The following is a 26,358-nucleotide window of genomic DNA, read 5'->3' as shown; positions in this document are numbered from 1 at the left end:
GGGCAGGGACATTGCTCCGCTGGGGGGACAGGGCTTGGGCCGACGTGGTGCGCATACACCCGCGCCGCCCGCACCCGGGCCGCCGCCCGGAGAACCACAGGAGGGGACGAGCCGGACCACGCGCACCGTCGTGACCACCCACAGAAGTGCGAGCACTGCGGCAGCCGACGCTGTGGGCAGCAGCACACCCGTCAGTGCGCCCCCGAGCAGCAGCCCGGCCATCGCCGCGGACACGGACAGTGACCGGCGCAGACAGCCGCGATACGTCATCACCGTGCGGCCCAACTTCACGATGCTGACCGGCCCTTGCCAGGCGGAGCAGGGTCTGCGCCCACATGGTGTGCACGCAGCGCACGCTCCTCGCGGTCGGGAGGAGCAGGCGCGGTCGTTCCTGCCGACGCGACGCCTTCGCTTGACGACCATGGCGCGCCCCCGTCCGGTGATGCCGAGGTGCTTTCTGACCTCAGGGTGAACCTCAACCACCCAGCGGGGCAAGCACTCGTCTCACCGTCAGGCTGCGGCTGATCAGGACGACGCAGCCCTGCCAGGCCCCCCGGAAACCTCCCGCAGTCTCGCGCGAGCTCTTTCAAGGTCCTCTGGCGTGTCCACCGCGCATTCCGTGTCGCTCACGCGGAGCATCCGCACGCCGTATCCGTGCTCGACGAGCCGAAGCATCTCGATGCCCTCGGCCTGCTCCAGAGGGCCTTGATGGAGGCGCCGGAACAGACGGAGTCCATCGCCCGTGAAGCCGTAGAGGCCCAGCTGGCGCAGGTAGGTTGGCCGACAGCCTTTCGGATACGGAATTGGCTGCCGGGAGAACATCAGCGCCTCCCCGCTGCTTCCTACGACGGCCTTGACGACATTGTGATCAAGCACGGACCAGACTTCGTCCAGCTCTGCATACGCATTGGCGGCCACCATCCCGGGCTCCAGGTGCACCAATGCGTCGGACACGGCGTCAATCGCGGCTGGGCTGATGAACGGTTCGTCGCCCTGGACGTTGATGTACGCATCGGCCTTGATCCGCTGCGCGCACTCTGCGACCCGGTCGGTTCCCGTGGGTTGTTCGGCGGTCATCAGACAGGGAATGCCGAGTTCGCGGCAGGCGACCTCGATGCGCTCGTCGTCCGTGGCGACCAGGGCTTCATCAAGGCGCTTCGCTTCTGTGCAGCGTTGATAGACGTGCCACATGAGGGGCTTGTCGTCCAAGGCGGCGAGTGGTTTGCCGGGGAATCGTGATGCTCCCCAGCGGCAGGGGATAACTGCTATGTGGCGACGTGATGTTGAGCGCGGATTGATCGTGGTGGCGGCCACGGAATTCTCCCGTCAATGGGCGATCAGGGGTGTGTGGTGCGCGGGAGGAGGGCCAGTTTGGCCCGGACGGTTGGTGAGGCGACTGTGTTGAAGGTCCGCCACTCGTAGCCGCTGACCTCTTCGGCCTGCAGGGCCACGGGGTGCTCGGTGATGAGGTGGAAAGGGAATCGGAAGTCGATGTGCTGGTGGGCGGGTTCGCCCATTGCCGGGTTGGCCTCGATGTCGTGCACATCGATGTCCAGGGGAACGGCTTCGAAGCCGGGGATGGGGGAGACGGCCTCGGGAGGGAGGCCGGTTTCCTCGGCGAGTTCGCGCAGCGCGGCGCTGGCGAGGTCGGGATCGCTCTGCTCGTTGTGCCCGCCGGGCGCGAGTGCCTTCCCGGTCTGGTTGTGCTGGATGTGAAGCACCTTGTTGTTCTCGTTGACGACGATGGCGCTGCAGGTCACGTGGGCGGGGAAGGTATTACGGTGCGTCGGGTCGCCCGCCCCGGCGAGGGTGGCGAAGAGTGGGGCGAGTCCGTCTCGTTCGCGGGGGTGGCGGTCGAGGTACGCCTCGGCGGTCCTGCGGACGTGGTCGGGGGACGGGGGCATGGGATCACCTGTCGAACTGGTCGAGCCAAATCTCGGCGATGGTCTGGCGGTCGGTCTGGGACATTGCATGGAGCCCAGGGGCGTGGCCGCTCCGGCTCAGCGCGGTGGTTGCGGCGAGGATCTCGGCCTGGACGAGGTGGATGTACGAGCCGACGGCCGCGCCGTGGACGAAGTTGACCGCGCCGCCGTCGGCGAGCACGTAGAAGTAGTGGCCGGTGACTTCGTATCGGGCCAACTCCTCGGCTACCGCCGTACGTTGATATAGGTCGTCCAGGTAGCCGAGTTCGAGTTCGTCCTCCGACGAGGTCACGGATGCCACGTAAGCGCCGTTGTGCAGCGCTGAGAAATGATGTTGGCGTAGCGCCAGATTGCCGGTGGCGCACAGCACCAGCTCGGCGCCGCGGAGAGCTTCCGTGCAGGATCCGGCTGTTGAGAATCCCTGGGCGTGGGCTTGTACGCGCTTGACCGGATCGCTGTCGTACACGGTGACGCGCAGGTCGTGGGCACGAAGGGTCTGGGCAATGGCGCGACCGACCTTGCCGAATCCGATGACGCAGGCAGCGCGGCTGGTGAGGATGTCACCGCGGGTGCGTACCAGGGCGTCCGTGGAGAAGACGATGGATCGGCCGACGAGGTGGTCCTCGCACTCCTTGAGCGGCGAGCGGGCCACGGAGATCACGGGACAAGGCAGGTCGCCGAGCGCGGCGTACCGCTGGTGGCCGTTCTCGGTGTCCTCGACGACTCCGAGGACTCGGCCCGAGAACTTGTCGACCAGTGTGCGGAGGCTCGGCGCGAAGTAGCCACCTATGTCGAGAAGGACCACGTCCGTTCCGGCAGCGGTGTCTTCCAGGTACTCCAGGGCCCGGGTCTCGTCGGCGAACAGCTCTCGACTGAGGTCGTGGACGGCATGGCTGCGCCGGACCTCGTCGAGCGTCCGCTGGTCGATGGAGCGGGGCTTGGGGAGGACGGCTCCGACGGCGGCGATCCGGGACATGGCCTGGAGAAACGCCGGGCGTTCCTGGAGTAGGTGGGTGATGATCAGGGCCGTGACCTGCCCGCCGATGGGGAACTTCGCGGTGATCCGGCGGAAGAAGGCGTCCAACCGTGCTTTCTCGGGGCTCTCCACGGCAACTCCTGGTAGTCACGGGGGCGATCAGGCTGCTGCGCTGTACCCGACGGGTTGGGCCAGGGCCTGCATGTGAGCGCGTAGCCCGTTGTGCAGGTCGACTTGGGGCTGCCAGCCGAGAACCTCGTGGGCACGAGCGGGGTTGGCTCGGGTCGTCAGGACGTCTCCGCTGCGCGCGGGCTCCTGGTGAATCTGGAGGTCGCGGCCGACGAGGCTCTTGGCGATGTTGATGACGTCGAGCAGGGAGGCGCTGGAGCCACCGCCGATGTTGAAGGCGCCCGTGGCGTTCGGAGCAGTGGCTGCGGCGATGGTGGCGGCTACGGCGTCGTCGACGTAGGTGAAATCCCGGCGCTGGTGCCCGTCGCCGAACATGCGGAGCGGTTGGCCGGCGAGGGCCGCGTGGAGGGCACGGTGGGTGAACATGTCAGTGCGCTGCCGGGGCCCGTAGACCGTGAAGTACCGCAGGGCGACCACGTTCGTAGGGCAGTCGGCGCGGGCGGCGTGCGCGAGGCACAGGTGTTCCTCGGCGAGCTTGGTGACGGCGTAGGGCGATGCGGGGCGCAGGTGATCGGTCTCAACGCTGGCGCCACCGCTGGTCGGGCCATAGACGCTGGAGGAGGAGGCGACCACCAGTCGGGGGACGCTCATGCGAGAGGCGGCCTCCATCACACGCTGCGCGGCGAGGATGTTCGAAGCGACGTACTCGGTGAAGCGCGGTCCCCAGGAGGGCCGAATTCCGGGCACGCCGGCCAGATGGAAGATGACGTCCGCCTCGACGAGGAGCGGGTCGACCGCGCAGTTGAGCAGGTCTGCGGTGATGTGCATGTATCCCGGAACCCCCTGCAGGCCAGCGAGGTTGGCCGCCGCGATCTGGTCGGTGGCGGGATCCCGGCGGTCGACACCGATGACGATGGTGCCGGACTGAAGCAGAGCGTGGGCGAGGTGGGAGCCGATGAATCCGGCGGCTCCGGTAACCACCGCTCGGCGGAGAACCGAGCAGTGAGGGGTGGGTGCGTGTGCTGACACGGGGCTGTCTCCAGGGGCGTGGTTGGTTCAGCTCAGACGGGAGAGGACGGTGCGGCCGTGGGCGCTGAGGACGGGGTCGTCTTGTTCGTGTCCGCGCACGAGCGCGGTGATGGCTTCGATGGCGCCGAACCGCTCCAGTAAGCGTTGGTCGGTGTCGGTCAGAGGAGTGCCGTATCCGATGAAGAAGGTGTCGCGCAGGTGGGGCGCCGCTTGCCAGCGGCGAAACTCGAGCCGGGTGAAGTCGCGTACGCGTGCGTCGCGACGCATGTGCTCGAAGTCGCAGACGCCGAACCGCTCTCCGAAGATCCAGTTTCTGGGTTGGTAGTCGAGGTGACAGACCGCGCTATCCGTGAGGGTGCCGGAGAGGGCGTCGGCGGCTTCCCGCAGGCTGCCGCGTTCCGCCACAGAGAGAAGGCCGATCCGGTCCGCCCGGCCCATCCAGCCGAGGAGTCGCTGCGCGAGGTCGGCTCCGATCGCCCCGGTGCGGGCGACGGCTGTCGCGCGGTGAAGTCTGCCCAGTACGACGCCGGCGTCGTGATGCGCTTGCTCCTCCTCGGACGACGCAGGCGAGAAGGTCTCGACGTTCGATCCGCTCATGGCGGTGACCAGCAAGGTGCGCGTGGAGTCGTGTCGGCCGATCAGTTCCGGTGCATGCCCTTCGAGGTGACGTCCCCACGTCAGGTAGGCGAGGGTCTCCCGGACGTACCTCTCGCGGTTCTTGTGCTGCTTGGCGAAGTACATGCGTCCGTGGGCGTCGGCGAGACGCAGCAGACGGGGCGGGAGTGTGGGGTCGGCGACGACGCTCACCGCTCCGACCGTCTGCCGGGCAAGCTCGACACGCGGGTCCGAGAGGTCCGTGATCATGACGTGGCCTTCGCTGATAAGGCCGCCAGGTGTGCGGTGTCGTTGTGCCGGTCGAGCACCCAGCGCCTCTGCCCGAGCCGGTTGAGGTGGTGCTGCCAGCGCGTGATTGATCCGTGGGAGATGGTGAAGCCTGCCGGCGCCCCTAGAGGGATCTGGAGAAGCAGAGTGTGCGCGACGATCACGGTCTCGCCGTGCGCGGCGAAGAGCACGCGATCCCCCTCATGGCGTGCGATGAGTTCTTGGAGGAGGCTGCCTGCGCGCTGCAGGTAGCCGTTCCAGGTGTCAGACCCCTCTGCCCAAGGCGTATCTGGATGGGCGTGTGGACCGCCGTCGGCCGCGTCCTTGACCTCGGTCCAGGGCTTGCCGTCAGCTGCACCGTGCACCGGGCCGTCGAGTCCGGCCTCGGTGCGGAGCGGAATCTTCAGCGACTGGCTGAGGATCTCCGCGGTCTGCCGCAACCGAATCCGAGGGCCGGCGTAGAGCGCGGTGAAACGGTGCTGCTGGTGCTCGGCAGCCAGCCGTGCCGCAGTCCGCTCGACCTGGTCGTATCCGAGGTTCGTGAGCCCGGTGAAGGTTCGAGGGCCGCCGACTACGCCGTCGACGTTGCACTGGGCCTCGCCGTGGCGGACGAAGATGAGTTCGGTGGTGATCATGCCGGACCTTGGAGTCGGGGGCGCTGGAACGGCCAGCCATAGCGGTAGCCGTTGCGCCCGGCGTACGGGGCAGTGAGTACGGAGTGCAGGGCGAGGAAGTCATCGAGGCGCTCGCGGTCAGTGGTGCCGAGCCGCGCGTCGTGGCGTGAGGCAGCCTCGTTGTAGGTGCCCAGGGCCTCGTCTGCGGCGCTTGCGGGGAGCGGGCCGTATGTCATGATCAGCGTCGCGATCAGCTTGGCCAGGTCGTACGCGAACGGAGCGAGCGTGAGGTCGTCGGTGTCGACAACGAAGGCCGTGCCGTCCTCGGTGATCACGAAGTTCCGGGGATTGCAGTCCTTGTAAAAGGCGGTCGGTCCCTCGGCGGTCTTCTCCAGGAGCGCCAGCATCGCCTGGAGGGCGATCTTGTCCGGCAGGTAGCCCTGCTCCAGCCGCTTTCGCAGGGCCACCTCGCGCGGGCCGATGTAGTCGACGAAGAGCGTCCCGTCCCGGAAGGTGTGCGGCATGTTCACGGCAGCAGGTCGCAGGTCACTGGCCCACGCGGCGCCGTGGGCGTCGCCCAGCAACCGAGCCAGTCGTGACAGGTCACCCTGCTGAGCGGGACGCCCCTGGATCCGCTCGAAGGTGAGACTCGTCGGACCCACCACCGTCAGTGCCGGTTGCCGCAGAGGCTGGGCGTGGGCAGCGATCCAGGCGTAGTGCCGGGCAGCAGCGGCGATCTGACCGGGGGTGTCGTAGTGCTTCGTGAAGTGGGTGAGCATCACGACCGGGCTCCTCGCGTCCGTGCCACCACGTACGTGATGACGGAACTGGTGGTGATCGGGCGGTCCGGGATGAATTCGTGGAGCGTGGCTGCCAGCGCGCCCGGGTTGCCGTACAGGCCAGGGGCGAGGTCGTACTTCGGGTTGGTGGCGAGGTACTCGGCCGCGTGGTCGTGCCCGTCGAAGGTGAAGCGATGCTCCTCGTGCTCAACCGTGAGCACGTCAAGGTTCTGCTTCGCCAGGTCGGCGAGATTCCCGCTGTGAGCGGCGGCGTACAGGCTCTCGTGATGTTCCGCCCGCGGGTCGAGGCCGGCGGCGGCCAAGAGGGTGTCCATTTCCCGGTAGCTGTCCAGCGCCTTGGTGACCAGAACGCTCAAGCCGTCGGGGCGGAGGGCACGGGCGATCTCCACGATGGCGTCTTCGGGCCGGGGCGAGTGGTAGAGACAGAAGGCCGCGACGGCCAGGTCGCAGGATGAACCCGGCATCGGCATCCGGTGGAAGTCGCCCTGCAAGAAGCCCACCTGTACGCCACGGATTCGGCCCACGCGCTTCCGGGCTTCCGCGATCAGGGCAGGAGCGGCATCAAGGCCGACGAGCCGGGCAGGACGGAGCTGCTCGGCGAGGACTCGGCTACTCGTGCCTCGCCCACAGCCGATATCGACAACGAGTTCGAGGCGCCTCGCTGGCTCGCCGCGGTGGGCTCGGACCAACCGGACGAGTGTGTCCGGCACCGGCGCACCGGAGATCTTCGCGCGCATCAACGCGTTGGATCGCCCGGCCAGCCGAGAGGCGCGCCCGTATAGGTCCTCTTGGCGCGCAGGGTCGAGGAAGGGATTGACGCTCATGCCGCGCACCCCTCTCGGGCGCGCTGGCTGGTCAGTGCTGCTCGGCGGCCACCTTCTGCAACCAGCGCCGGGTCTGTCGGCGCCCGGTCAGCAGCACCACATCGGCGTGCCCCGCCGCGAACTGCTCGATCTTGGCCATGACGCGCGGGCGCATCTTGCGGCGGTATGTCGCGACGTACTTGATCACGCCCCAGTGGATGCGGTTGTGCACGCCGTTGCCCTTGTGCCCGGCTCCATGGCGGATCTGGCGGGAGAAGACCCCGTACAGGGCGGCCAGCGTCGAGACGTCCATGAGGACGACGGTGTCGCAGGCTTCGAGTCGGATCTGCACCGTTGAGTTGTAGTTGCCGTCGATCACCCACTTCGGCTGAGCGACCAGCTCGCGCTGTACCTCGGCAAACTTCTCCATCGGTAGTTCGTTCCACTCGTCGTCGTAGAACGCGGCGTCCAGATGCGTTACCGGGGCGTCTAGGATCTCCCCCAGCTCGCGGGCCAGGTACGACTTGCCGCTGCCTCCGCAGCCGACGATGGCGACCTTCTTCATGGTGCTCCACCCTAGGGGTGCTCAGGTGTCCGGACGGCACGGCCGTCGGAACACGTACGAATGATCCGGGCACGGTGCCCCGGCAGGTCAACTGCATCAGGCCGCTCCTTGCTGGCCTGCGCTCGCTCCCACGACGGTGTCGAGGACGGCCTCCAGGGTGTCGACCTGCCGGCTGAGGCGGAACAGGCCCAGACGGTCAAGGCAAGCCGCGATCAGGTCCACGTGTCGCTGAGTGCCCGCGATGTCGCGAAGGCGGTTGAGCTGGTGGATCACATGGCTTCCGGATCTCACCACCAGGGCTTCGGGCACGAACCGCTCGACCTGGCGGATGTCGGCTGGGGCCAGCGGCAGGCATCCGGCGAGCACGGCCTCGAAGATCCTCTGGGTCATCTGGCCGGCCTCGGCGTATCGCTTCGGCAGGAGAAGGACCGTGGCCAGTGCTCCGCTGTAGAGGTGGTGGGCCTGCTCGAAGGGGATCCGGCCGAGAAAGGAGACGTGTGGCCAGCGGCTGGTGTCCGTCCACTTGCCGCCGACCTGGTGCTCGAAGCAGGAGGCGGCCGGAGCGAAGAAGCGGTCGAAGTGTTCGTCACGGTCCTGTCGGTTACCGACGTACTGGTTGCCGACGTAGCCGAGCGTGATCTCGCGCGGCTGCCGGGCGAGCACGTCTGGATCTGCCTGGTCCAGAAGCCGGTCCGCGACCGGGAAGAGCAACTGGTACGCGCCCGGCGTGGGTTGGAGGGCCGCCTCACAGACGGCCACCCGCGGAGCGCGACGCCAGAGGCTGTCCGGCCGTAGCTGCCGGTCCTTGTCCCAGATCACCATGGGCGTGCCGCGTGCAACGGAGTACCGCTTGATGAGTTCGGCCTGACGATGGAGGTCGCACGTATGGTCCGTGGCACCGCATTCAGTGGTGTTGCGACCGTCGATCGGCCAGCGCCATTCGAGGAACAGAACGTCGATGTCCGGCATTCCGCTGTCGAAGGCGTAGGCGCCGCCCAGGTCATCGCCCGCTTCGAGAAGGTCGCGGTTGGCCTGCAGGAAGACGATCTCGTGGCCTCGGTCGAGCAGAGCGTCGATCAGCGGTCGGCGATGGCTGCGGCCTCCGTCGGGGGTGTCCGTGATGCCGTTGCCGAGGAAGCCCCAGAAGCTGTAACCGATCTTCATTTGGTGATCCACCGGCCCTCCAGCAGGAGTGCGTCGAGCCCTGAGTTGGCGAGGCAGTCCAGGGCCATTTCCGGGGTTCCGCAGATGGGCTTGCCCTTGACGTTGAGCGAGGTGTTGATCAGAACGGGGACTCCGGTCCGGCGCGCGAAGGCCCGCAGGACCTCGTACATGAAGGGGTTCTGGCGCACGGTGACGGTCTGCAGGCGCGAAGTGCCGTTGGCGTGGACGACGGTGGGGATGTGCTTGCGGGCTTTGTCCGTCACCCTCGAGGCCATGGACATGTACGGCGCCTCCTGGCCGAGAGTGAAGAACTCCTTCGCCTGCTCCGCGAGGACCATGGGGGCGAAGGGCCGGAACGGCTCGCGGAACTTCACGGTGGTGTTGAGCCTGTCGACGACTCCTGCCTTCAGCGGAGAGGCCAGGATCGAGCGGTTGCCCAGCGCGCGAGGGCCGGCCTCAACGCGGCCCTGGAACAGGCCGACGATCATTCCGTGGGCCAGCTGGTCGGCGAGAAACTCCGCGACCTCGATTCCCAGGACCTTCTGCTGGAGCCCCGGCCACGGCGTGAGGTCGAGGGTCGGCTCCGGGTACGACGGGCCGAGATAGCAGGTGCGGGCCACGCCGGAGACTGGTCGCCTGCTGCCGCTGTCAGTGTGTACAGCGACAGCGGCCCCAATGGCGGTGCCGCTGTCGCCCGGCGCGGGCGGCACGAAGACGTCGTCGAAGATGCCGGCCTCGATGATCCTGCCGACGCTCACGCAGTTCGTCGACACACCGCCGCCGAGACACAGGCGGCGTGAGCCGGTCACCAACCGGGCCCGCCGCGCCAGATGCACCATGACCTGCTCGGTGCGCTCCTGCAAGGCCGCCGCCAGGTCACGATGGACGTCCTGGAGCGACTCGCTCGGATGGCGCTCGCCGCAGGTCTCTTCGATGAAGCGCCGCGAGGTCCTGGGATATCCGGAGGACAGGACGCGCGGCGGGAAGTAGGCCGGGTCCAGGCCGAAGCCGGTGGCGGTGGTCCGAACGGCGCGGGCGAACGGGTGGCGGAAGCGGGCCGGGTCGCCGAGTGGGGCGAGGGCCATCACGGTGCCCTCTTCGTCGCCGCGGCGCCAGCCCAGGTGCTCGGTGACCGCCCCGTACACGTAACCCAACGAGGCCGGGTCGTTGATCGCCTCCACGGTGCGAACGGTGGGGCGGCTCGCACGGCGGCCGTGGGCGATGGTTGTGGTCTGGCGCTCGCCCAGACTGTCGACGACCAGCACTGCGGCGTCGTCCCAGCCGGAGGCTGCGAAGGCCGCGAGCTGGTGAGCCCGGTGGTGAAGGACGGGCGAGATCCGGGCGCCGGGAAAGTGCCTGCCGAGGGACTGAATCCGTCGTTGGGTGCGCAGGGCGACCTTGGCGAAGCCCGCGGCCCTCGGCACAGCGCGACTGCGGGTCGTCGCGGAGAGCGTCAGGCGCAGGGCGGCGGGGGATTCGACGAGGTAGCGGGCCGGTTGGAAGTTGTACGCGACGGCGTCCACGTCGCCGGGCGCGAGCCCGGCCTCGCCCAGCAGCCACTCGACGGCCCGGTGCGGGTACTCCCGCGTGTGCTTCTCCTGCGAGAGACGTTCCTCTTCGACGAATCCGATCAGCTCCCCGTCGACGAGGAGCGCAGCGGCCGAGTCATGCGTGAAGGAGCAGAGCCCGAGGATGACGGACGGGACGTGATCCATGGCGGTGGTCACCTCGCCCCCGCCTCGACGGGGCGTGCCGATGCCTTCGCGCGGCGGTCCAGTTCGCCGTACCAGCCGACCAGGGCCTGGCCGAGCGGTCCGTCGATCGTGTCCGCCACCCGCCGCGCCTGCTCGTGCAGTCCGTCCTTCCACAGCCGGTAGCTGCGCATCGTCGCGGCCATGGCATCCCAACCCGGGTGGCCGGTCACGTCGCGGGCCTCGACCTGGTCGAGAAGGTCGCCGAAGCCCTCCCATTTCGTTGTGAGTTCGGGCATCACGGCGCTGGCGGTGACCTCGACGAGCCCGTCGGCCTCGTCGATGTGGCGGTCGTAGATGTGGAGAGAGCCGACGTGGTGGTGGTACTCACCCACCTCCGCGTCGAGCCAACCGGCGACCAGCTCGTGCAGGGTCGTGTAGAAGAACAGGTCGTACGGCATCCCGATCCACACGTCCTGGCCGCGCATGGTGGTCGACATGTGCAGGCGGCCAGCGCGCAGGTGGAAGCGGAAGCCGAGCGTGCACGGCACGTCCCTGTGGCCGGCTGCGTCCTGGGCAGGGTTGTACAGCTGGATCAGCGCTCGGCGCGAGTCGGGGTCCTCCTTGAGGATCTCGACGACGCGGTGCAACTGGTCCACTTTCCCTGCCCAGTTACGCATCCGCGGGCCGTACGCGCCGCGCAGGACTCCGTCATCGGCGTACTTCCGAAGCTGCGCGTTGTAGTCGAAGATCCAGGGAGCGTCGGAGCCAGACAGGTGCCAGACGGTCTCCGCTACCGCGAACGCGGGATTGAGGATCCGAGCGGGCGGTGCGTACAGCAGCCGGGCCCGTGGTTGCGTGAGCCGCATGTGGACATCGAGCACCTCCCGCGTCTCCATGCCGCGGGGGCTCACCTTCTTCCCGTTCTTGGCCAGGGTCACGGCACCGGCGAAGAGTTCGGCAACGCTGTCGGCGGTCAGATTCGTCATTGGGTAGAGGCTCCCTCGCCCTGCGGCAGTCCGGATTCGGAGCCGGGGGCATCGTGATGGTCGGGGGCACGACGCGGAGCGTCGGCTCGGTCGAGGATCAGGCGCGCGATCTCGGCGGCGCTGTCTCCGCGCCAGCGGCACACGGCGTCTGTTGTCACGTGCTCGGCTCGCGGGTGCGGCCCGCGCAACGCACTCAGGGCATCGGCGACTTCGTCGGCGGTGGTGCATCGGTGAGCGAGTCCGTGGTCGGCGAGGCCCAGCGTGCGCTCGCCAGGAGGGCCGACTTCGAGGACGGGAATGTTCAAGAGCGTGGCCTCGATGCCGCAGGTGGAGTGGGCGCTTACGACCACGTCGGCGCCGACGAGGCAGCCGCGTGCCCCCACTCGGGGGTCGGCCACGGCGGTCAGCGGTTCGCCGTCTCGCTGGAGCAGGCGATCGAAGACGTCCACGCTCTGCGCCGGATGCGGGGCGATGACCAGCCCCCATCTCCCGTCGGCTCGCAAGAGCCCGTCCAGAATGAGGTCGGCATGAGCGCGGAGCCGTTGAGGCCCGAAGGGCTGGCACGCCCAAACCGCAATTCGGTCAGGTCCTCGGTCTTTGCCCGCGCCCAGCAGCTTCTGGACATAGCGTCGTTGGACCTCGCGGCCGAGGCTGGCGAGGGCGTCGAAGCGCGGCTGGCCCAGCACATGGATCTCGGCCTCGGGGTGCCGAACCCAGGCTTTCGCCATTGCGACATCACGCTCGCCCATGACAACGATGTGGCGGCTGTGCAGGGCGGGCCACGCCACCGAATCGTCGGTCCACGCGCCGTGCTGCAGGTGAACCGTGTTGATCCCATGGCGCTCGGACACGTGAATAGCGAGTGCGCCCAGGGGGCTGGTGTCGTTGCTGACGACCACCGTGTGCGGACGGGCTGCCGCGAGCACGCCCTCCAGCCACGTCTCCACTCGCACCATGGAACGCCAGGACGGCTGAGTACACCCCCCTCCGACCTGCACAAGGCCAGCGGCGAGGTGGGCCAACCGTTCCAGCCGCACAGCATGATCGCGCACGTTTACCGCAGGGTTTCCGTCGTACGTCCCGTCCTGGAGCCACAGCTGGTCGGATGCGCCGTCGAGGTTGAAGAGCCGAGGCGACGCGCGATGAACGATGACGGATCTCGACAGTGGATTCGGGCACCGCTCAGCCGGATCGGTCGAAAGGTCGACCAGCACGCTCCGCCGCCCGTCCTGCGCCAGCTTCTCCAATACCGGGAGCAGCGTGCCCGCGTGGCGCGACGACCACGACAGGGCCACCACGTCGGCTCGGGGGAGCCTCAAGGTAGAAGGACCGAGCGACGGCTCGGGAGCCGACGTACAGGCCACCTGTTTCCGCAGTAGCGCGGAGCGCATGGGGTTGTACGGCGCTGGAGCCCCCAATGTGTAGGCGACGCCGGACCATGTGACGGTGTACGCCCTGTACTCGCGTGAGCTGCTGTCGCGAATCCCGATCAGTCCTTCGTAAGGGGCGAGGGACAGAAGGCCGGGCGATCGGGCGAAGGGTGTCCACATACTCAACGCCAGCAACTTGCGCACCAGTTGGGTCACCAGACGCCGGACGGGAACGTGCTGCACGTACAGCCACTCTGCGCCTCCGCGAGTCGTCGTGCTGCGGGAGCAATACGCTTCGAGCCCAGCCATCAGGTGTTCGACGTGCCGGTCCACCTCGTGCCGGTCGAGCGGCAGCGTCTCAAGTTCGACCGTGGTGACCTGGTCCGTCTGCATTCGGGCGAGGGCGGCTTCGCCGACCAGCGCCCATGAGGGCTCTCCGCCGGACTCAGCGCGGGCTATGCCAAGGGCGCTTCGACGTTGAGCCGTCACAGCACGCTCCCCTCGACGAGCGTGCTGGAGCGATGGCTCGCGTCGAGGAGCCGGAGGAGATCCTTCGGGGACTGAGCGATATCAGGCGTGGGTGTGCCAGGGCACCCGTATCCCCAGCCTGCGTGGATGTAGGAGACGCCGGCGCGGTGCGCGGCCTCTTGGTCCACCGCCATGTCGCCCACGTACGTACCGTGCGCCGGGTCAGCACCGAGATCGATAAGGGCGAGCAGGAGCGGGTCAGGTGCGGGCTTTCCCCGCCCCTGTCCACCGGGGACACGGACCGTGGCGAACGGGCACCCAAGCTGGGCAAGGAGCGGCGTCGCGCGGTCAAGCGGCTTCGACGTCACGATTCCGAGCCGCCAGTCGGCGGCCACAAAGGCGTGGAGGACCTCGGCGATGCCGTCGAACTGCCTCGCCAGCTGAGCGGCAGCCACCGATGCCTGCGAGTAGGTTGCGTGAATCCCGCCGACGGCGGTGAGTTCGAGCCGTTCCATGATGTCGTTGAAGGGGCGGCCCAGGTGCCGCTCGTACTCCGCGAAAGGCACGTCGATTCCGTGAGACTCCTGCACGGCGTGCCACGCCGACTCCATGACCGGACGCGTGTCCACGAGCACGCCGTCCAGGTCGAGGAGCAGCACATGGTGCGGGCCAACGTGGGCTTTCATCTTCTCCCTCGGGGTTTCAAGTGAGGTGCTGGGTGAGAGCCGAACGGGCGTGGCGAACACCTCCGGGGCTGGCGGAGCGGGGCAAGGGGCAAGGGCTATATCGGGAGGTTGGGATCCGAGCGCCGGACGAGCGCCACTACCCGCTTCCCGCTGCCGTCCGCCTTGAGGCAGGCCCTCCATGCGTCGGCTTCGGCTGTCACGATCTGCAGCCCGCGGCCATCGTTCGAGTCGACGGGGGCGACCCGTGGCGTGGGCGGCCGTGGGGAGTTGTCCTCCACCTCGATCCCCACCACATCGGCCAGAGCGGTGAGGGTCAGCGTGATGTGCTCGTCGAGGTCGCCGACGGCTTCGTTCCCGGCATCGCCTGGTACTCGGGGAGACCGGCCATGAAGCTCAGCGTTGGTAGTGAGTTCACTGACGATCAACACGGTTCGGTCCAGGAGGTCTTCCAGACCCCAGTCCGTGAGCGCCTCGCGTGTGAAGGCACGGGCCTCACGTGGTGCCCCGTCGCTCGCCGCCATCGTCAGACTCTTCCGGCGCTCGACTGAGCCGATGACGCTGTCTAGGGCTTGATCGGTGACCATTGCCGGCTCCTCACAGCGTCCGGCGGGGTCCGTCAAGGAGTCGACGGACAACCGCTTCCGGAAGCGTCCGAATGCCCCCGTCCCCCTGGCTGACGGGCGCCGAAGCCGTGGCGGCTGGTCGTGCGGGTGCTGTAGAGCTGGCCATGGTGCGCGCGGTCCTTCCGTGGTGGGGGCCAACGGCAAGTGAGGCTCACTACTCGCCAGGGGCACCTCGTCGCCGTATGAAGCCGAGTGCGCTTCCGGTACGGCTGCTGGTGCTGATCACGGCGGCCGGAGCAGCTCCCGCCATGTCACGCATGAGGTACGGGGTAAAGCGAACCGCGCACTTCAGGAACCATGAAGTCGGCATTGGGGATGCATTCCGCCACGCTCGTGCGCATAGGTTGTATGGGAACGGAGGGTGTTATGGCGGAGGCGGAGGCGGATGTGGTTGTAGGGAGTCGAGCCGTGCCCGGTCCCCTGCAGGGGCGGCATGTCGTCGTGACGGGCGGCTCTCGTGGCTTGGGTGAACAGGTCGTGCGCCTGCTCTTGTCCCACGGCGCACTCGTCTCCACATGCGGGCGGAACGCGGACCGCCTCGATGCGCTGAATGCCTCGGTGCAGAAGGATGGCCTGCCGGCCTTGTTCACCGGTCCGTTGGACGTCACGGACGCGGCGGCGCTGAAGGACTTCGTCGACGCCGCCGTGGCTGAGCGCGGGGGCTTGCACGGCGTGGTGGCGTGTGCCGGGGGAGCGGCTGGTCGTTCGCTGGGGGAGTCGACTGCGCAGGACTGGACGACCACTTGGGAATTGAATGCCGGGCACTCCGCACGCCTCGCCGCGGCGGCCCTTCCTCACCTTCGGGCCGCAGGCGGCGGTGCTGTCGTCGTGATCGCGTCGATCTCCGGATGGAAGCCAGGCCCCCAGGCACAGTACGGAGCGGCGAAGGCGGCGCAGATCCACCTCGTCTCGTCCCTGGCCCGTGAGCTGGGCCCGGACAACATCCGGGTCAACGCCGTCTCGCCTGGCTCGATGCTCATCCCCGGGAAGAGATGGGATCGCATGCGTACGGAGGATCCTGCGGCGTACGAGCGTTTCCTGGACGAGTTCCCGGCTCGCTCGCTGGTGTCCCCGGTCGAGGTTGCTGAGGTCGTGGCGTTCCTGCTGTCGGACCGGGCGCGGGGCATCTCAGGAGCTAACATCCCTGTCGACCGGGCGCAGAACGCACCGACCCCGGACGGTTACTGATCTCGTCAGGCGGCGCCGAGGATGGGTTTTGCCTTCCGCTCGAATTCGCGAACCATCGGCTCATTGCGGCGCGGCTCGAGCCGCGTTCTGAATTCCCGGAGGGCCTGGACGGAGCGCTCCGAGTGGACGCCGCTCAATCCGTTCAAGGCGTGGGTGGCTGTGTTGATTGCCTCGTCGAGGCGGCCTTGCTGAAGGTGGGCGGTGGCAAGGACCGACCGGCTGATTGCCTGCCGACGGCGGCGCTCGGCGTTCGCGGAGACAGATGCGTCAGCCAGTCGTTCCGCTTTTGCGGACTCGCCCAAGTCCCTGTGACATAGGGATGCTTCGGCCTCCAGGTAGTGGGGGTCGAGATACCGAACCCACTCCGACTCCTGCAGGGCACCCCGGCTGGCGTCCAGAGACTGGGTCGCCGCGTGTAGCGAAGCCGTGGCGGCCCGCCCGTCGCCGAGGGCGGCGTGCCCGCGTGCGGCCATGGCATGGAGGCGCATCAGCCCCATCGGGCTGCCGGTCGACTTGGCGGTGGCAATACCAGCGCGAGCCAGTGAGACACCATCGCGCGGATAGCCGAGGTTGGTGAAGAGGTGCGACAGGCCGGCGAGGATCTGCCCGCCGAGCACCCGGTCCCCACCTTCCTTGCACAGGCTGAGGGCCATGTTCATGTTGCACAGGGCCAGCCCGTACTCCGCCGAGTCGTATGAACACCAACCCGCCATCGCAGCCAACTTCGCGCCGGCGGTGAAGAGCTGCTTCCGCTGGTGATGAGGGACGCCGCGCTGCTGGAGCATCGGTACGACTTCGATAGTCAGGTAGTTCACGATGCTGGAGTGCACTCCTCCACCACCGTAGGTGTTGTCCATCTGGTCGAACATCTTGATCATGGCCTGGACTTGTTCGACCTGGCCGCCTCCCTCGACCACGGCCAGGGTCGGCTGCTGTTCCTCTTCCAGCAGCCAGAGCAGCCACTGCCTCTGCGGCTCCAGCAACGCAGATGCCACAAAGGGCACGGTGCCGAGGAGACTGCGTCGGGAGATGGCGGTGGATCCGAGTTCGGCGAGCGTGTGCAGCGTTTCACCCACGTCTTCACAGTAAGACAGGGCGCGTGTAATCACCGGTTTCAGCGGGTCAGCGGTGAAGCCTAAGTCCGCTGGTGCCACTGGCCGATTCAGCATCTCGGACAGCGCGGCGGCGATGAACTCTGTTGCCCGTCCCCTGGGTTGCATTCCCTGGAGCCACCGAGTGACCGACGCCTTGTCGTAGCGCATCACCACACCTTGGCGACGGCCCAGTTCGACGACCCGTCGAGCCAGCGCCGCGTGCGAGCAACCCGCTTCCTTCAGCACGACCAAGAGCGCCTTGTTGGGTTCGCTCGACGCTGTCTCACCGCTCATACGTCGATGATGCCCAAGCGATCACTCTCTGTCCCAGCCTTTGGACAGGCTGCCGCGCGAGTACAACCCCTGTACAACCGGACAACCCCGATGCCCCCTGCTATCGCGGACCTCATCTGCCGAGACTGGGGACGCGCCAGAGGTGGCGAGCTCATGCCCCTTGCCATCTCCGGACTGAGCCGCCGGAGAGTTCGGCGGCGACCAGAAGGGGACTCATGCCTAAGCCCATCGTTGTGATCCTGGACGCCTTCACCGTGGAACCGAGCGGACTTGGTGTTCCTCCCTACCTGTCCACGTACGTACGCGCGGCCTGGTCTGCACTGACCACGGCACAGCCCGAGGCGGACGTGCGGTATCTGACCATCGACGACGTGCGCTGGTGCCTGTCCGGGGGGAATCCGACGGTGGACCCACCCCTCAGCGATCCCATGACCTACTCCGCGACCACGAACCGGACGCAGGCCGTCGATCTACTTCAGCGGGCGGACCGGGTTGTCGTCATCGGCGGCGACAAGGTCCCCAGCGTCCATCTGCACGCGGTCAACGGCAGCATTCAGGAGATCGCTCGCGCGATGGCCTGCGTGCGCGGGCAGCGAATCCTGCTCGGCCCTCTGTCGACCTATGCTCTGGAGTCTCCTGCCGAGTACGCAGGGTTGTTCGATGCTGTCCATACGCACACGCTCACCGCTGATGTGCTCGCATCAGGCAGTCGTGCGCCGGCGGCGTACGGGATGCTCCGCAAGGAACGCCGGGACTTCGCCGGGTTGGTAGGCCAGATGCGCTGGCGGCCCATCGCCGAGATGGAGTTGTATCGCGGTTGCACTCGGCGCCGGTTCTGCACCTTCTGCAACGAGCCGAGCAAGTCGCCTCTCGTCGCTTTCCGCGATGTCGGCGATGTGATCGAGGAGGCTGGTCAGCTCTACGACGCGGGCGTCCGCAATTTCCGGCTGGGCCAACAGACGTGCTTCTTCTCCTATCAGCACCGCAGCGAGGACGCGATCCACACGCTCCTCGCGGGCATCCGGGACCGTTGCCCTGATCTTGAGGTGCTGCACATCGACAACGCCGATCCGCTCGCCGTCGCGGCGCCTGTCGGCCTTCGGATCGCCAAGCTGGTGGCAGAGTTTTGCACCGAGGGCAACTGCGCACCGATGGGCATCGAGAGCTTCGACGAGGCCGTCATCGAGCGGAACACCCTCACCTGCACGCCCGAGATCCTGCGGCGCGCAGTGGAGCACATCAACGACGCCGGCGCCGAGCGCGGGCCCGGCAGTCTTCCCAAGCTGCTCCCAGGGCTGAACCTGATCTATGGACTGCCTGGCGAGACCCATGCGACCCACGTCGCGAACCTGACGAATTTGACGAACATCCTTGACGCCGGGCTGCTCTGCCATCGCACCAACGTCAGGCAGGTTCGCGCATTCCCGGGCACGCCGCTCGCGGAGCAAGGGCTGTCCGGACCGCTGCCCTCGGCGGAGCACTTCGCGTCATGGAAGGCGGACATCGACCACGCCTGGGATCAGCCGATGAAGCAACGCGTCTATCCAAGTGGGCTGGAGGTACCGGGGCTTCACTCCTACTTCGTGAGTGACCGCGGTACCTGGTTCCGGCGACTGGGCTCCTACTCGATCCAGATAGTGGAGAAGGGAGTCTCCGTCCCCGTGGCCGCGGAAGCGACCCTTCGAGTGACCGGCCACGCTCCCCGCCTCATCTACGGGGAACGCCTTGCCCCCGCCGTATGAGAGCACGCTCGGCCTACTTGCCGAGCTGGACTCGCGGGCCGAGCGGACCATTCGCCTGGGCGTGTTGTTGCCGTGGGCCAACGTGGCCGTCGAGGGTGAACTGCCGCGTCTGGGCCTGGCACACACCGTGTTTCATTACGCGCGTCTCGTCCCCAGGTCCCGGACGACCGCCGTGGATGCCTCGTTCTGGCATGGCCTGCGCGAGGCATCCGTCACCGCCATGGACTCGTTGGCGCACGTGCCCCTCGACACGACGATCTTGGCCTGTACCTCCGCAGGCTTCACCGGTGGCCCGCCGCTTCCACCGGAGACGATCACCGCCTTCGACACCCTGCTCGGGTCCCTGGGGTTTCTCAACGCCGCGCGAGTGGTGCTGGCCACTCCGTATCCCGAGTCCGTCACTCGCTCGGAAGTCAACGCGCTGCGGACCGCGGGGGTCGCTGTCCTGGCGCACATGAGCCTGGGTCTCGATGACGGTTACGCCGACGTCCGGCCTGCTGATGTCCGTACGCTGCTGTACCGGCTGTCACCGGAGACGTTGCGTACCGCCGACGCGGTGGTGCTCTCGTGCACCGGTTGGCACACGCTGTCCTGCATCCGGACCCTGGAGGAGGAGCTGGGCAGGCCGGTGGTCTCGTCCAACCTCGCCGTTGCCCTGCACGCGGCCAGACTCTCCGCCGGAGTGATCGCATGAAACGGCCCTTCCGTACGAAGCCGAGCCGGAGCGACGTCGCCCGCATCCATCGCCTCGTCGAGTGCGCGGCGAGCCTTCCGGACGTCAAGGCGGAGGTCGAGGCCAACCACGACGAGAACCGGTGGTGGCCGACCGCGGTCACCGATCCGCGCATGCGGATGACGGTCGCGGGCTGGTCGACTCGTGTCTCCTACCGAATGATTGACACCTACGCACGAGTCGTGGCCGACGCCGACGCTCTCGGATTCGACCGGCTCGCTGCCAGCACCGACAGCGAGCTTACTCGCGTCGTTCAGCCGCTCGGCCTTGGCCGGACGCGCATCTCGTACCTTCGGTCCCTCACGGAGCTGCTGCGGAGCTGGGGGAAGGCGTCCGTCGATCCGCTCGCTACGGATGCCGACTGCGACTCGCTGGTCCACGGTTTCGCACATGAGGTGCGAGGTGCCTCGTTCAAGGTCGCCCAGTGTGCCGTGCTGTACGCCCGGGGCTATCACTGCGGGATCATCCCGGTCGACTCGGGCATGGTCACCAAGCTGGCGCCCGCCCTGGGGGCAGCTCTGGATTCGGGTGCCGTGGCCCATGAGCAGTTCCGATTTCTACTTGAAGAAGGGGTTCATGCCCGGTCGGTGGACTTCCGGCAGCTGGTTGACGCTCTTGACTACCGGGTGTCCATTCCCGTCGGCGTCGAGCCGACCTGGTGGGTGCATCTCGTACTGATCTACTTCAAGCGGCTCTATCTGAATGCCCCTTCACCGCGCTTGTGCACGCGCCGACCGCTCTGCACGTGGGTGGTCGACTGTGCTCACGTCCACCGCTGAATCGGTCGGGGGGATGGGTGATGAACAGCCTTTCGGTCATCGGCAACATCTCGCGCGACCGCACTCGGTACCCGGACGACCGAGGCGGCGAGCAGCTGGGCGGAGCCTCGCTGTTGGTGTCGCTGGCGGCAGCACGAGCGGGAACTGCTGCGGCGCCGATCGCCGTCGTCGGACGAGACCTGCAGGATCTGCCGGGCGCGGTGATCGTCGAGGGCCTCGACTGGTCCGCTCTGCACGTCAGTGAGGACCTGTCAACGGCATTCACCCTGGACTATGACGCTCAGGGGCAACTCCTGTCCGTGGATGCGCAGTACGGAGCGTCGCGCGCTGGCACATCCCATGCACTCGACCACATCGCGAATCACCCAGGCGAGGTCTACCACTTGTGTTGCCGTCGCCCCCTACGTGTGTCCGCGCTGCTGCACGCCCTCGACTCCTGCTCGGCCCAGTTCAGCCTCGACTTCTTTCTGCCGAGCGCAGAGCAGATGATGTGCGAAGCAGCCCCCTGGCTGACGAGCGCCACGACGGTGTTCGTCAACGCCGCTGAGCACCGCCTCCTCGCCCGAGTCGTCGCCGTCGCCGACCTTCCCGAGGTCGTGATCACCGACGGCCCGAGTCCTGTGCGTGTCTACCGCTGGGGAGAGCTTGCGGCGACGACCTACCCGCCCGACCGGGTGTTCGGCGAAGTGACCGGGGCCGGCGACACCCTGGCCGGCACATACCTCGCCCATCGCACCCACGGCGCCACCCCGGAGATCGCCCTTCCAGCAGCTGCAGCCGCCGCTGCCGCTCACGTCTCGGCCCCGCCCATACCCATACCAGCTCCGCGTCGGCCTTGAGCCCCTCGATGGGAGCCTCCCCGTGTACTACGTTGCCCACCGACTGTTCGCCGCCCATGACCGTGCTCTCGCCGCCCGACTCGCACAACGGGTCGCCGACAAGATCGGACCAGAGAACGTCTTCCTTCCCTTCTGCGACACCAACGAGGAGGACCTGGTCGCCGAGGTGAAAGGGCGGCGTCTCTTCGAACTGGACCGTGAACGGCTGGGGAATCTGACCGGCATGATCGCCATCCTGCATGGACCGAGTCTGGACGACGGCGTGTGTATGGAGATGGGCTATGCCTACGCCCTTGGCGTCCCCGTCATCGTCGTGACGACCGACTTCCAGACCTACTCGATGGCGGCGGCCGGGCCCCGGCTCGAGTTTCCCGACCCGATCGTGCAGGCGGCTGCCACGCACGTCGTCCGGGTGGCTCGACTGGCGGACGAGCAGTCGGCAGGCGCGGCCAAGACCCGCTTCGAGGCGTTCGCCGACCGCAATGCGAGCCAGCTCGACTGGGCACTGGAAGCGGCCGTCGAAGAGCTGCTCGGTCTTCCCGCTCGCAGGCCCGCCACCGCATCACCGTGTGCCGGAGCCGAGAAGGTGGCGTTCGTGGAACAGTCGCCGTATCTGGCCTGGCAAGGTGCTCTGACAGCATTCGCTCCGGCTGCCGGCTATGTGCTGCGTACTCCCGGCCGCTTCACGGCCCCCGACCCTGTGCTGGCGGCACACCAGGATCTGACCGATGCGCTTGCTGCGGACGTTCTGATCGCCGACGTGTCAGGCCCGGAGACACCGCCAGGGGCGGCCTTGCTCATTGGGGCGGCGTCAGCATGCGGAACCCGGATCGCCGCGTACCAGCCCCGCCTCACCTTCACCCACGCCCACGGCCGCGAGCCGAACTGGCGCAACCTCATGATCCAGTACGCCTCCTCCACGCACCTATCCGATCCGGCGACGCTCGACGAGTGGCTGCGGTCATGAACATCGAGACGGTGGCGGTGAAACACCAGACCCTGGTCCTGGAGGGATGTGACGGCGTCGGAAAGACCACGCTCGCGAACCGTCTGGCCTGCGAGCACGGCTTCACCATCACCCACTCGCCCCGCACCCCGGACCATCTGGATCTCGTCAGCCGGTACCGGGAGCTTCTAGATCAACCGGGCCAGCTGCTCCTCGACCGATGCTTCCTGAGCGAACTCGTCTACGGTCCACTTTTGCGCGGGCGTTCACGGCTCACCTGGACCCAGGCCATCGATCTCGCCGAGACGGTCGTCAGCCGGAACGGAGTCTTTCTCCATCTGACCGCACCGCCAGTCGTGATACAGCAGCGACTGCGGCAGCGCGACGGGGTGGCCGCCGACTTGGACGAGATCTCGGACCTAGTGACGATCTACCAGCGCACCTTCGAGACGCTCGCGTCGTACTGCCCCGTGGAAACCGTCGACACGACGAGACTCGATCTTCCTTCCACGGGGTGAGACCTCGCGTATCCATCAGCGGGAGCCACTTGGCCCTCGGTAGGCTTCGGCAGCAACTGCTGTACTGCCCCGGAGGAGCCTTGGACATCCGGACCGCCCAGAAGCTCGCCTGGGAGAACAAGAACGCGAAGGGGTTCAACACCACTGACGTGCCGCTGGAGTTCGGGCTTCTGAACGCCGAAGTCGGTGAGGCATTCACTGCATGGCGCAAGCGTCTGCCGGACTTCGGCGAGGAACTGGCCGACGTGTTCTTGTACTTGGTGGCCCTGGCCGAGATGAACGGCATCGACCTCGACCACGAGGTCGCCCAGAAGATCGAGAAGAATGTACGGCGCGAGTACAGGCGCGACGCACAGGGAGTGCCTGTCCGCGTGCGAGAAGGCTGACGCACCTCGGCTCGCCCGATCGCGCAGCGCAGCGCGGGATCCCCGTCTTCTTTTCGCCGGCCTCTCGCCATCCCAGAGTGCGGGGCTGGGCTCGTAAGGGGCGCACTCTGGACCTTTGCGGCGGCCTCCAGGAACGGTCGATGACCATGCGGCCGGGCGCCTGTGGCGCATCGCGTCCGGTGTCCGGGGTATGCGGCGGCCGCCCCGTGCGAAGAGCAGAGGGCGGAGAACACAGGGCAAGCCGTTATCGCCCCAGTACGGGCCGTCGCCTGACCTGGGGGCGGTGAGGCACGAGGTCAGGTTGGTCAGCGGAGTGGCTGCCCGCAGCGCGCTCGGCGCGGATTCGCCCACGGCAGACGAGAAGGAGCCCCAAGGGACTGGAACCTCCTCCGAGACCATGTCAACGTACAACGTCCCGGAAAACACCTGGTCAGCCAAGGGATGCGGACCTCCGGACCGACCGGCAGACAGGTCGGGCACCTTGGCAGCCCTTACTCCCGTCCTAATCGGTCTCACCGTCGAGGCCCGTCTCAAGGAGGCAAATCTGTCGAATCCCGCTCTCCGATCCGCCCGCTTCACTGCCCCATCCTCTTGGCGCTCGGCGCTCTGAATGCGTGGACCGCACAGGAGTCGGAAGAATACGGTGCCCTTTCCACGGCGCTGTGTCTATGCGTCTTTGCGCGGCCGGACTGTTCGGCGAGGACCTGGTGCAACGGGGCTACCGTCATGATCAAGCGGTCCTTGCGCACATCGCGGTGCACCCTGGAGTCGCAACTCGACACGTCGCCCAAGCCCTTGGCTCCTCCGAGCGCGTGGTGGCCCTTAGCCTCAGCCGACTCACCGAAGACGGGCTTCTGATGCTGGTCACGGATGGAGCGACCCCTGCTCTCCGGTCCTATCGACTGGCTTCCTGAAGCAGACGACACGAGCGCCAGGGGCGCTTCCTTCGTGCTGGGCGATACATAGCAGACGATCCCCGGTTAGCGAAACCGGGGATTCTCCAGAGCATTGATGTTGTTCGCACCCGGCTGTGCTTGGCGGTGGAGCCGTGGCGGACGCAGTTGGCAGCGCCGCACGCATTCGCGAGGAGGTAATAGCGCGGATGTTGCCACCTGCTGGTACGTCAATGACCGCGCTTTCATGCCACGGCTATGGCTGCCCGCTACGCAAGTTATCCATCCGGACCGCTCGCCCGAGTGTCGTGAGGAAAACCACGCTGCGTCGATCCTCGATGCCTCGCTGCCTCTTCCCGTCCGCTCCATGAGGTGTGGCCGTGCAGAGCTGGGGAGCTGTGCTGCGTATGTGGGCCTGGATTTCCGGCATGAAGCCATTACCGACACGAAGGTGATATTGCATGGCTCGCCCTCCCGCGCTGAAGCTCGCCGAGGTTCTAGCGGAGATCCGTATGAGCCCGTCAGCGTTCTACCGAATGCGCGCTCGCGGGCAAGCGCCCCACATGATCAAGTTGCCCAATGGTGAACTCCGGTGCCGTCGCGCAGACCTGGACGCCTGGTGGGAAGCATGCGAGAGAGATTCTGACACTTGGCGATGAGCTACAACGTCCGCTTTTGGGACATACGCGAGCGCCCTGGCCGGCGCAGCCGTTTCCAGGTGCGGTGGACGGTCAACGGGCGCGAGAATTCAGAATCGTTCAGCACTGTCGGGCTCGCCGAGAGCAGGCATGCGAAGCTCATGACGGCGGCGCGCGAGGGCGAGCCGTTCGACGAGCGCACGGGCCTGCCGGCGTCCGAGCTGCGGGCTATCAAGCAGCGGACGACTTGGTACGACCTTGCCCACGAATACCTCGACCAGCGGTGGGACCGTACGCCGGGAAACACCCGCCGCACTCTGGCCGACGCATTCGCCACGATCACGCCTGCCCTGGTGCACCGCGGTGCAAGTTATCCGGAGCCGCGGGTGCTGCGGCGTGCTTTGTACTCGTGGGCGTTCAACAAGAACGCGTGGGCCCAGGAGCCGACCGAGGAGTGGCGGAAGGCGCTGGACTGGATTAGGCGGAACTCCCTGCCGGTCAGCGCTCTTGCGGAAGCCGATGTACTGCGGTGGGCACTGGATGCTCTGTGCCGCAAGGTGGACGGCAAGGCCACTGCAGCAAAGACGGCGCGGCGCAAGCGGGCTGCGTTCAACGAAGTTCTCAACACCGCTGTGGAGAAAGGTTACTTCACGGAGAACCCTCTCAAGGGACTCCGGTGGAGCGCTCCGGCGGTCAACGAGGAAGTGGACCCGGCTGCCGTCCCCAATCCAGCTCAGGTCGCCCGCCTGCTCACGGCGGTCGCCGAACTGCGTGGACGCGGTCCTCACCTGGAGGCGTTCTTCGGCTGCATGTACTACGCGGCCATGCGACCGGCGGAGGTCATCCACCTCCGGCGCGAGCAGTGCCATCTGCCCGAGACCGGGTGGGGGATGCTCAACCTGTCGGGCGGCGTCGTCACCGCAGGAAAGGAGTGGACGGACGACGGCGCGGTGTACGAGGTGCACTCGCTCAAGCGCCGTGCGGCTACTGCAACCCGGCCGGTGCCCATCCCTCCGCAGTTCGTGCGCATGCTCCTCGCACACATCGAACGGTTCGGTGTGGCACCGGACGGACGGCTGTTCCGGAACCAGGCCGGCAACTACGTGGACGCTGCCGCGTACGGCACGACGTGGGCGCGGGCGCGGAAGTATGTCCTGACGCGCACGGAACTCGCCTCCGGGCTGGCCAAGCGGCCCTACGATCTCCGGCACGCCGGGATCTCGTTCTGGCTGTACTCCGGTGTGGACCCGGCCGAATGCGCTCGCCGCGCGGGCCAGAGCATCGAGGTCCTCTTCCGCCACTACGCCAAGTTCCTGGACGGCGTCCGGGAGCAGGCCAACCGCCTCATCGAGCAGTCCATGGCGGAGTGGGACCGCGTCAGCCAGGGCGGGGCATCTGCCGGGTGAGCCGGGATCTGGACCGGAAATAGACCGGAAGAGCTGGTCAGGAACGCGATAGCGGCGGGAGAAACTGGGAGTTACAACGTAAACCGGGCTTTGCGCTGAGCGGGCCGAGTGGAAGGGGGGGGGGGGGGGGCTAAAAGCCTAGAAGCTCGAATTTTGTTTGGGTTTTATTTTAAAAGATATGATATGGTGTT

26 protein-coding genes are annotated in these 26,358 nt (G+C 67.2%); 10 read left to right on the top strand and 16 right to left on the bottom strand.

All coding sequences use genetic code 11. The features are described 5' to 3' along the window. Nucleotides 1-525: 525 nt before the first annotated feature. The 15 genes from ACFWY6_RS12485 to ACFWY6_RS12415 all read right to left on the bottom strand — a co-directional run bounded on the left by ACFWY6_RS12485 (nucleotide 526) and on the right by ACFWY6_RS12415 (nucleotide 14,672). Nucleotides 526-1,314 carry a 3-deoxy-manno-octulosonate cytidylyltransferase gene (locus tag ACFWY6_RS12485; RefSeq protein WP_384688318.1) on the bottom strand — a complete coding sequence of 263 codons (789 nt, stop codon included), beginning with the start codon at nucleotides 1,312-1,314 and terminating at the stop codon, nucleotides 526-528. Nucleotides 1,315-1,337: 23 nt separating this feature from the next. Further along, nucleotides 1,338-1,904: an NUDIX hydrolase gene (locus ACFWY6_RS12480; protein WP_384688316.1), complete on the bottom strand. Its 567-nt coding sequence runs from the start codon at nucleotides 1,902-1,904 to the stop codon at nucleotides 1,338-1,340. Nucleotides 1,905-1,908: 4 nt separating this feature from the next. After that, nucleotides 1,909-3,030, bottom strand: a complete 1,122-nt coding sequence (locus ACFWY6_RS12475) for an adenosylhomocysteinase (protein WP_384688313.1) — start codon at nucleotides 3,028-3,030, stop codon at nucleotides 1,909-1,911. 27 nt (nucleotides 3,031-3,057) lie between these two features. Further along, nucleotides 3,058-4,008, bottom strand: coding sequence for an NAD-dependent epimerase/dehydratase family protein (locus ACFWY6_RS12470; RefSeq protein WP_384688310.1), 951 nt, complete (start codon nucleotides 4,006-4,008; stop codon nucleotides 3,058-3,060). A 75-nt stretch (nucleotides 4,009-4,083) separates the two neighbouring features. Next, complete coding sequence (locus ACFWY6_RS12465; RefSeq protein ID WP_384688307.1) at nucleotides 4,084-4,920, bottom strand: phosphotransferase; 837 nt, start codon at nucleotides 4,918-4,920, stop codon at nucleotides 4,084-4,086. Continuing rightward, a complete protein-coding gene (locus tag ACFWY6_RS12460; RefSeq protein ID WP_384688305.1) occupies nucleotides 4,917-5,573 on the bottom strand; it encodes a histidine phosphatase family protein in 657 nt (218 codons plus the stop codon). The genes ACFWY6_RS12465 and ACFWY6_RS12460 overlap by 4 nt, the downstream gene beginning before the upstream one ends. Beyond that, nucleotides 5,570-6,331 carry a phosphotransferase gene (locus tag ACFWY6_RS12455; protein WP_384688323.1) on the bottom strand — a complete coding sequence of 254 codons (762 nt, stop codon included), beginning with the start codon at nucleotides 6,329-6,331 and terminating at the stop codon, nucleotides 5,570-5,572. The genes ACFWY6_RS12460 and ACFWY6_RS12455 overlap by 4 nt, the downstream gene beginning before the upstream one ends. Next, nucleotides 6,331-7,089: a class I SAM-dependent methyltransferase gene (locus ACFWY6_RS12450; RefSeq protein ID WP_384688321.1), complete on the bottom strand. Its 759-nt coding sequence runs from the start codon at nucleotides 7,087-7,089 to the stop codon at nucleotides 6,331-6,333. Before ACFWY6_RS12450 ends, ACFWY6_RS12455 begins: the two co-directional genes overlap by 1 nt. A 118-nt stretch (nucleotides 7,090-7,207) precedes the next feature. Continuing rightward, the gene (locus ACFWY6_RS12445) at nucleotides 7,208-7,720 is read right to left on the bottom strand and encodes a topology modulation protein (RefSeq protein WP_384688303.1); all 513 of its coding nucleotides are present in this window, start codon (nucleotides 7,718-7,720) and stop codon (nucleotides 7,208-7,210) included. A gap of 96 nt (nucleotides 7,721-7,816) precedes the next feature. After that, nucleotides 7,817-8,884 (bottom strand): hypothetical protein, encoded by a 1,068-nt coding sequence (locus tag ACFWY6_RS12440; protein WP_384688300.1) that lies wholly within the window; start codon nucleotides 8,882-8,884, stop codon nucleotides 7,817-7,819. Further along, entirely contained in the window at nucleotides 8,881-10,599 is a 1,719-nt protein-coding gene (locus ACFWY6_RS12435) for a carbamoyltransferase (RefSeq protein ID WP_384688297.1), read from the bottom strand. The genes ACFWY6_RS12440 and ACFWY6_RS12435 overlap by 4 nt, the downstream gene beginning before the upstream one ends. Nucleotides 10,600-10,607: 8 nt before the next feature. After that, a complete protein-coding gene (locus ACFWY6_RS12430; RefSeq protein ID WP_384688294.1) occupies nucleotides 10,608-11,564 on the bottom strand; it encodes a thymidylate synthase in 957 nt (318 codons plus the stop codon). Continuing rightward, on the bottom strand, nucleotides 11,561-13,327 hold the full coding sequence (locus tag ACFWY6_RS12425; protein WP_384688292.1) for a hypothetical protein: 1,767 nt from the start codon (nucleotides 13,325-13,327) through the stop codon (nucleotides 11,561-11,563). Before ACFWY6_RS12425 ends, ACFWY6_RS12430 begins: the two co-directional genes overlap by 4 nt. A 92-nt stretch (nucleotides 13,328-13,419) precedes the next feature. Further along, on the bottom strand, nucleotides 13,420-14,088 hold the full coding sequence (locus tag ACFWY6_RS12420) for an HAD family hydrolase (RefSeq protein WP_384688289.1): 669 nt from the start codon (nucleotides 14,086-14,088) through the stop codon (nucleotides 13,420-13,422). 95 nt (nucleotides 14,089-14,183) lie between these two features. Next, on the bottom strand, nucleotides 14,184-14,672 hold the full coding sequence (locus ACFWY6_RS12415) for an ATP-binding protein (RefSeq protein ID WP_384688286.1): 489 nt from the start codon (nucleotides 14,670-14,672) through the stop codon (nucleotides 14,184-14,186). A gap of 447 nt (nucleotides 14,673-15,119) precedes the next feature. On the opposite strand from ACFWY6_RS12415, the gene ACFWY6_RS12410 reads away from it, so the two are divergent. Further along, nucleotides 15,120-15,899, top strand: a complete 780-nt coding sequence (locus ACFWY6_RS12410; protein ID WP_384688283.1) for an SDR family NAD(P)-dependent oxidoreductase — start codon at nucleotides 15,120-15,122, stop codon at nucleotides 15,897-15,899. Between the two features lie 5 nt (nucleotides 15,900-15,904). On the opposite strand, the gene ACFWY6_RS12405 is transcribed toward ACFWY6_RS12410, so the two are convergent. Beyond that, entirely contained in the window at nucleotides 15,905-17,287 is a 1,383-nt protein-coding gene (locus ACFWY6_RS12405; RefSeq protein ID WP_384688280.1) for a hypothetical protein, read from the bottom strand. A gap of 215 nt (nucleotides 17,288-17,502) precedes the next feature. Between ACFWY6_RS12405 and ACFWY6_RS12400 the strand changes: the two genes are divergently transcribed. From ACFWY6_RS12400 to ACFWY6_RS12360, 9 genes are all read left to right on the top strand, one after another. After that, complete coding sequence (locus tag ACFWY6_RS12400; protein WP_384688277.1) at nucleotides 17,503-19,029, top strand: radical SAM protein; 1,527 nt, start codon at nucleotides 17,503-17,505, stop codon at nucleotides 19,027-19,029. After that, a complete protein-coding gene (locus ACFWY6_RS12395) occupies nucleotides 19,013-19,723 on the top strand; it encodes a hypothetical protein (protein ID WP_384688273.1) in 711 nt (236 codons plus the stop codon). The genes ACFWY6_RS12400 and ACFWY6_RS12395 overlap by 17 nt, the downstream gene beginning before the upstream one ends. Then, the gene (locus ACFWY6_RS12390) at nucleotides 19,720-20,541 is read left to right on the top strand and encodes a hypothetical protein (RefSeq protein ID WP_384688271.1); all 822 of its coding nucleotides are present in this window, start codon (nucleotides 19,720-19,722) and stop codon (nucleotides 20,539-20,541) included. The genes ACFWY6_RS12395 and ACFWY6_RS12390 overlap by 4 nt, the downstream gene beginning before the upstream one ends. A gap of 20 nt (nucleotides 20,542-20,561) precedes the next feature. Next, nucleotides 20,562-21,380: a PfkB family carbohydrate kinase gene (locus ACFWY6_RS12385; protein ID WP_384688268.1), complete on the top strand. Its 819-nt coding sequence runs from the start codon at nucleotides 20,562-20,564 to the stop codon at nucleotides 21,378-21,380. Between the two features lie 22 nt (nucleotides 21,381-21,402). Then, entirely contained in the window at nucleotides 21,403-22,347 is a 945-nt protein-coding gene (locus ACFWY6_RS12380) for a nucleoside 2-deoxyribosyltransferase (RefSeq protein ID WP_384688265.1), read from the top strand. Further along, a complete protein-coding gene (locus tag ACFWY6_RS12375) occupies nucleotides 22,344-22,844 on the top strand; it encodes a hypothetical protein (RefSeq protein ID WP_384688262.1) in 501 nt (166 codons plus the stop codon). The genes ACFWY6_RS12380 and ACFWY6_RS12375 overlap by 4 nt, the downstream gene beginning before the upstream one ends. Before the next feature lie 80 nt (nucleotides 22,845-22,924). Continuing rightward, nucleotides 22,925-23,230 (top strand): MazG-like family protein, encoded by a 306-nt coding sequence (locus tag ACFWY6_RS12370; RefSeq protein WP_384688258.1) that lies wholly within the window; start codon nucleotides 22,925-22,927, stop codon nucleotides 23,228-23,230. Between the two features lie 1,354 nt (nucleotides 23,231-24,584). Continuing rightward, on the top strand, nucleotides 24,585-24,782 hold the full coding sequence (locus ACFWY6_RS12365; RefSeq protein ID WP_172387188.1) for an AlpA family transcriptional regulator: 198 nt from the start codon (nucleotides 24,585-24,587) through the stop codon (nucleotides 24,780-24,782). Next, a complete protein-coding gene (locus ACFWY6_RS12360; RefSeq protein WP_384688254.1) occupies nucleotides 24,779-26,167 on the top strand; it encodes a tyrosine-type recombinase/integrase in 1,389 nt (462 codons plus the stop codon). The genes ACFWY6_RS12365 and ACFWY6_RS12360 overlap by 4 nt, the downstream gene beginning before the upstream one ends. Nucleotides 26,168-26,358 lie beyond the last annotated feature (191 nt).

The sequence above is a fragment of the Streptomyces sp. NPDC059037 genome (assembly GCF_042740015.1).
Taxonomy (GTDB): domain Bacteria; phylum Actinomycetota; class Actinomycetes; order Streptomycetales; family Streptomycetaceae; genus Streptomyces.
The sequence above is the reverse complement of the archived record's forward strand: the minus strand, read 5'-3'. Positions and strand labels throughout refer to the sequence as shown.

Coding starts and splice junctions, on each gene's coding strand:
- ACFWY6_RS12435 (WP_384688297.1), bottom strand. CDS start 10,599: ATGGATCACGTCCCGTCCGTCATCCTCGGGCTCTGCTCCTTCACGCAT.
- ACFWY6_RS12360 (WP_384688254.1), top strand. CDS start 24,779: ATGAGCTACAACGTCCGCTTTTGGGACATACGCGAGCGCCCTGGCCGG.
- ACFWY6_RS12415 (WP_384688286.1), bottom strand. CDS start 14,672: ATGGTCACCGATCAAGCCCTAGACAGCGTCATCGGCTCAGTCGAGCGC.
- ACFWY6_RS12460 (WP_384688305.1), bottom strand. CDS start 5,573: ATGATCACCACCGAACTCATCTTCGTCCGCCACGGCGAGGCCCAGTGC.
- ACFWY6_RS12445 (WP_384688303.1), bottom strand. CDS start 7,720: ATGAAGAAGGTCGCCATCGTCGGCTGCGGAGGCAGCGGCAAGTCGTAC.
- ACFWY6_RS12365 (WP_172387188.1), top strand. CDS start 24,585: ATGGCTCGCCCTCCCGCGCTGAAGCTCGCCGAGGTTCTAGCGGAGATC.
- ACFWY6_RS12425 (WP_384688292.1), bottom strand. CDS start 13,327: ATGCAGACGGACCAGGTCACCACGGTCGAACTTGAGACGCTGCCGCTC.
- ACFWY6_RS12430 (WP_384688294.1), bottom strand. CDS start 11,564: ATGACGAATCTGACCGCCGACAGCGTTGCCGAACTCTTCGCCGGTGCC.
- ACFWY6_RS12440 (WP_384688300.1), bottom strand. CDS start 8,884: ATGAAGATCGGTTACAGCTTCTGGGGCTTCCTCGGCAACGGCATCACG.
- ACFWY6_RS12455 (WP_384688323.1), bottom strand. CDS start 6,331: ATGCTCACCCACTTCACGAAGCACTACGACACCCCCGGTCAGATCGCC.
- ACFWY6_RS12450 (WP_384688321.1), bottom strand. CDS start 7,089: ATGCGCGCGAAGATCTCCGGTGCGCCGGTGCCGGACACACTCGTCCGG.
- ACFWY6_RS12420 (WP_384688289.1), bottom strand. CDS start 14,088: ATGAAAGCCCACGTTGGCCCGCACCATGTGCTGCTCCTCGACCTGGAC.
- ACFWY6_RS12375 (WP_384688262.1), top strand. CDS start 22,344: ATGAACATCGAGACGGTGGCGGTGAAACACCAGACCCTGGTCCTGGAG.
- ACFWY6_RS12390 (WP_384688271.1), top strand. CDS start 19,720: ATGAAACGGCCCTTCCGTACGAAGCCGAGCCGGAGCGACGTCGCCCGC.
- ACFWY6_RS12400 (WP_384688277.1), top strand. CDS start 17,503: ATGCCTAAGCCCATCGTTGTGATCCTGGACGCCTTCACCGTGGAACCG.
- ACFWY6_RS12405 (WP_384688280.1), bottom strand. CDS start 17,287: ATGAGCGGTGAGACAGCGTCGAGCGAACCCAACAAGGCGCTCTTGGTC.
- ACFWY6_RS12480 (WP_384688316.1), bottom strand. CDS start 1,904: ATGCCCCCGTCCCCCGACCACGTCCGCAGGACCGCCGAGGCGTACCTC.
- ACFWY6_RS12385 (WP_384688268.1), top strand. CDS start 20,562: ATGAACAGCCTTTCGGTCATCGGCAACATCTCGCGCGACCGCACTCGG.
- ACFWY6_RS12465 (WP_384688307.1), bottom strand. CDS start 4,920: ATGATCACGGACCTCTCGGACCCGCGTGTCGAGCTTGCCCGGCAGACG.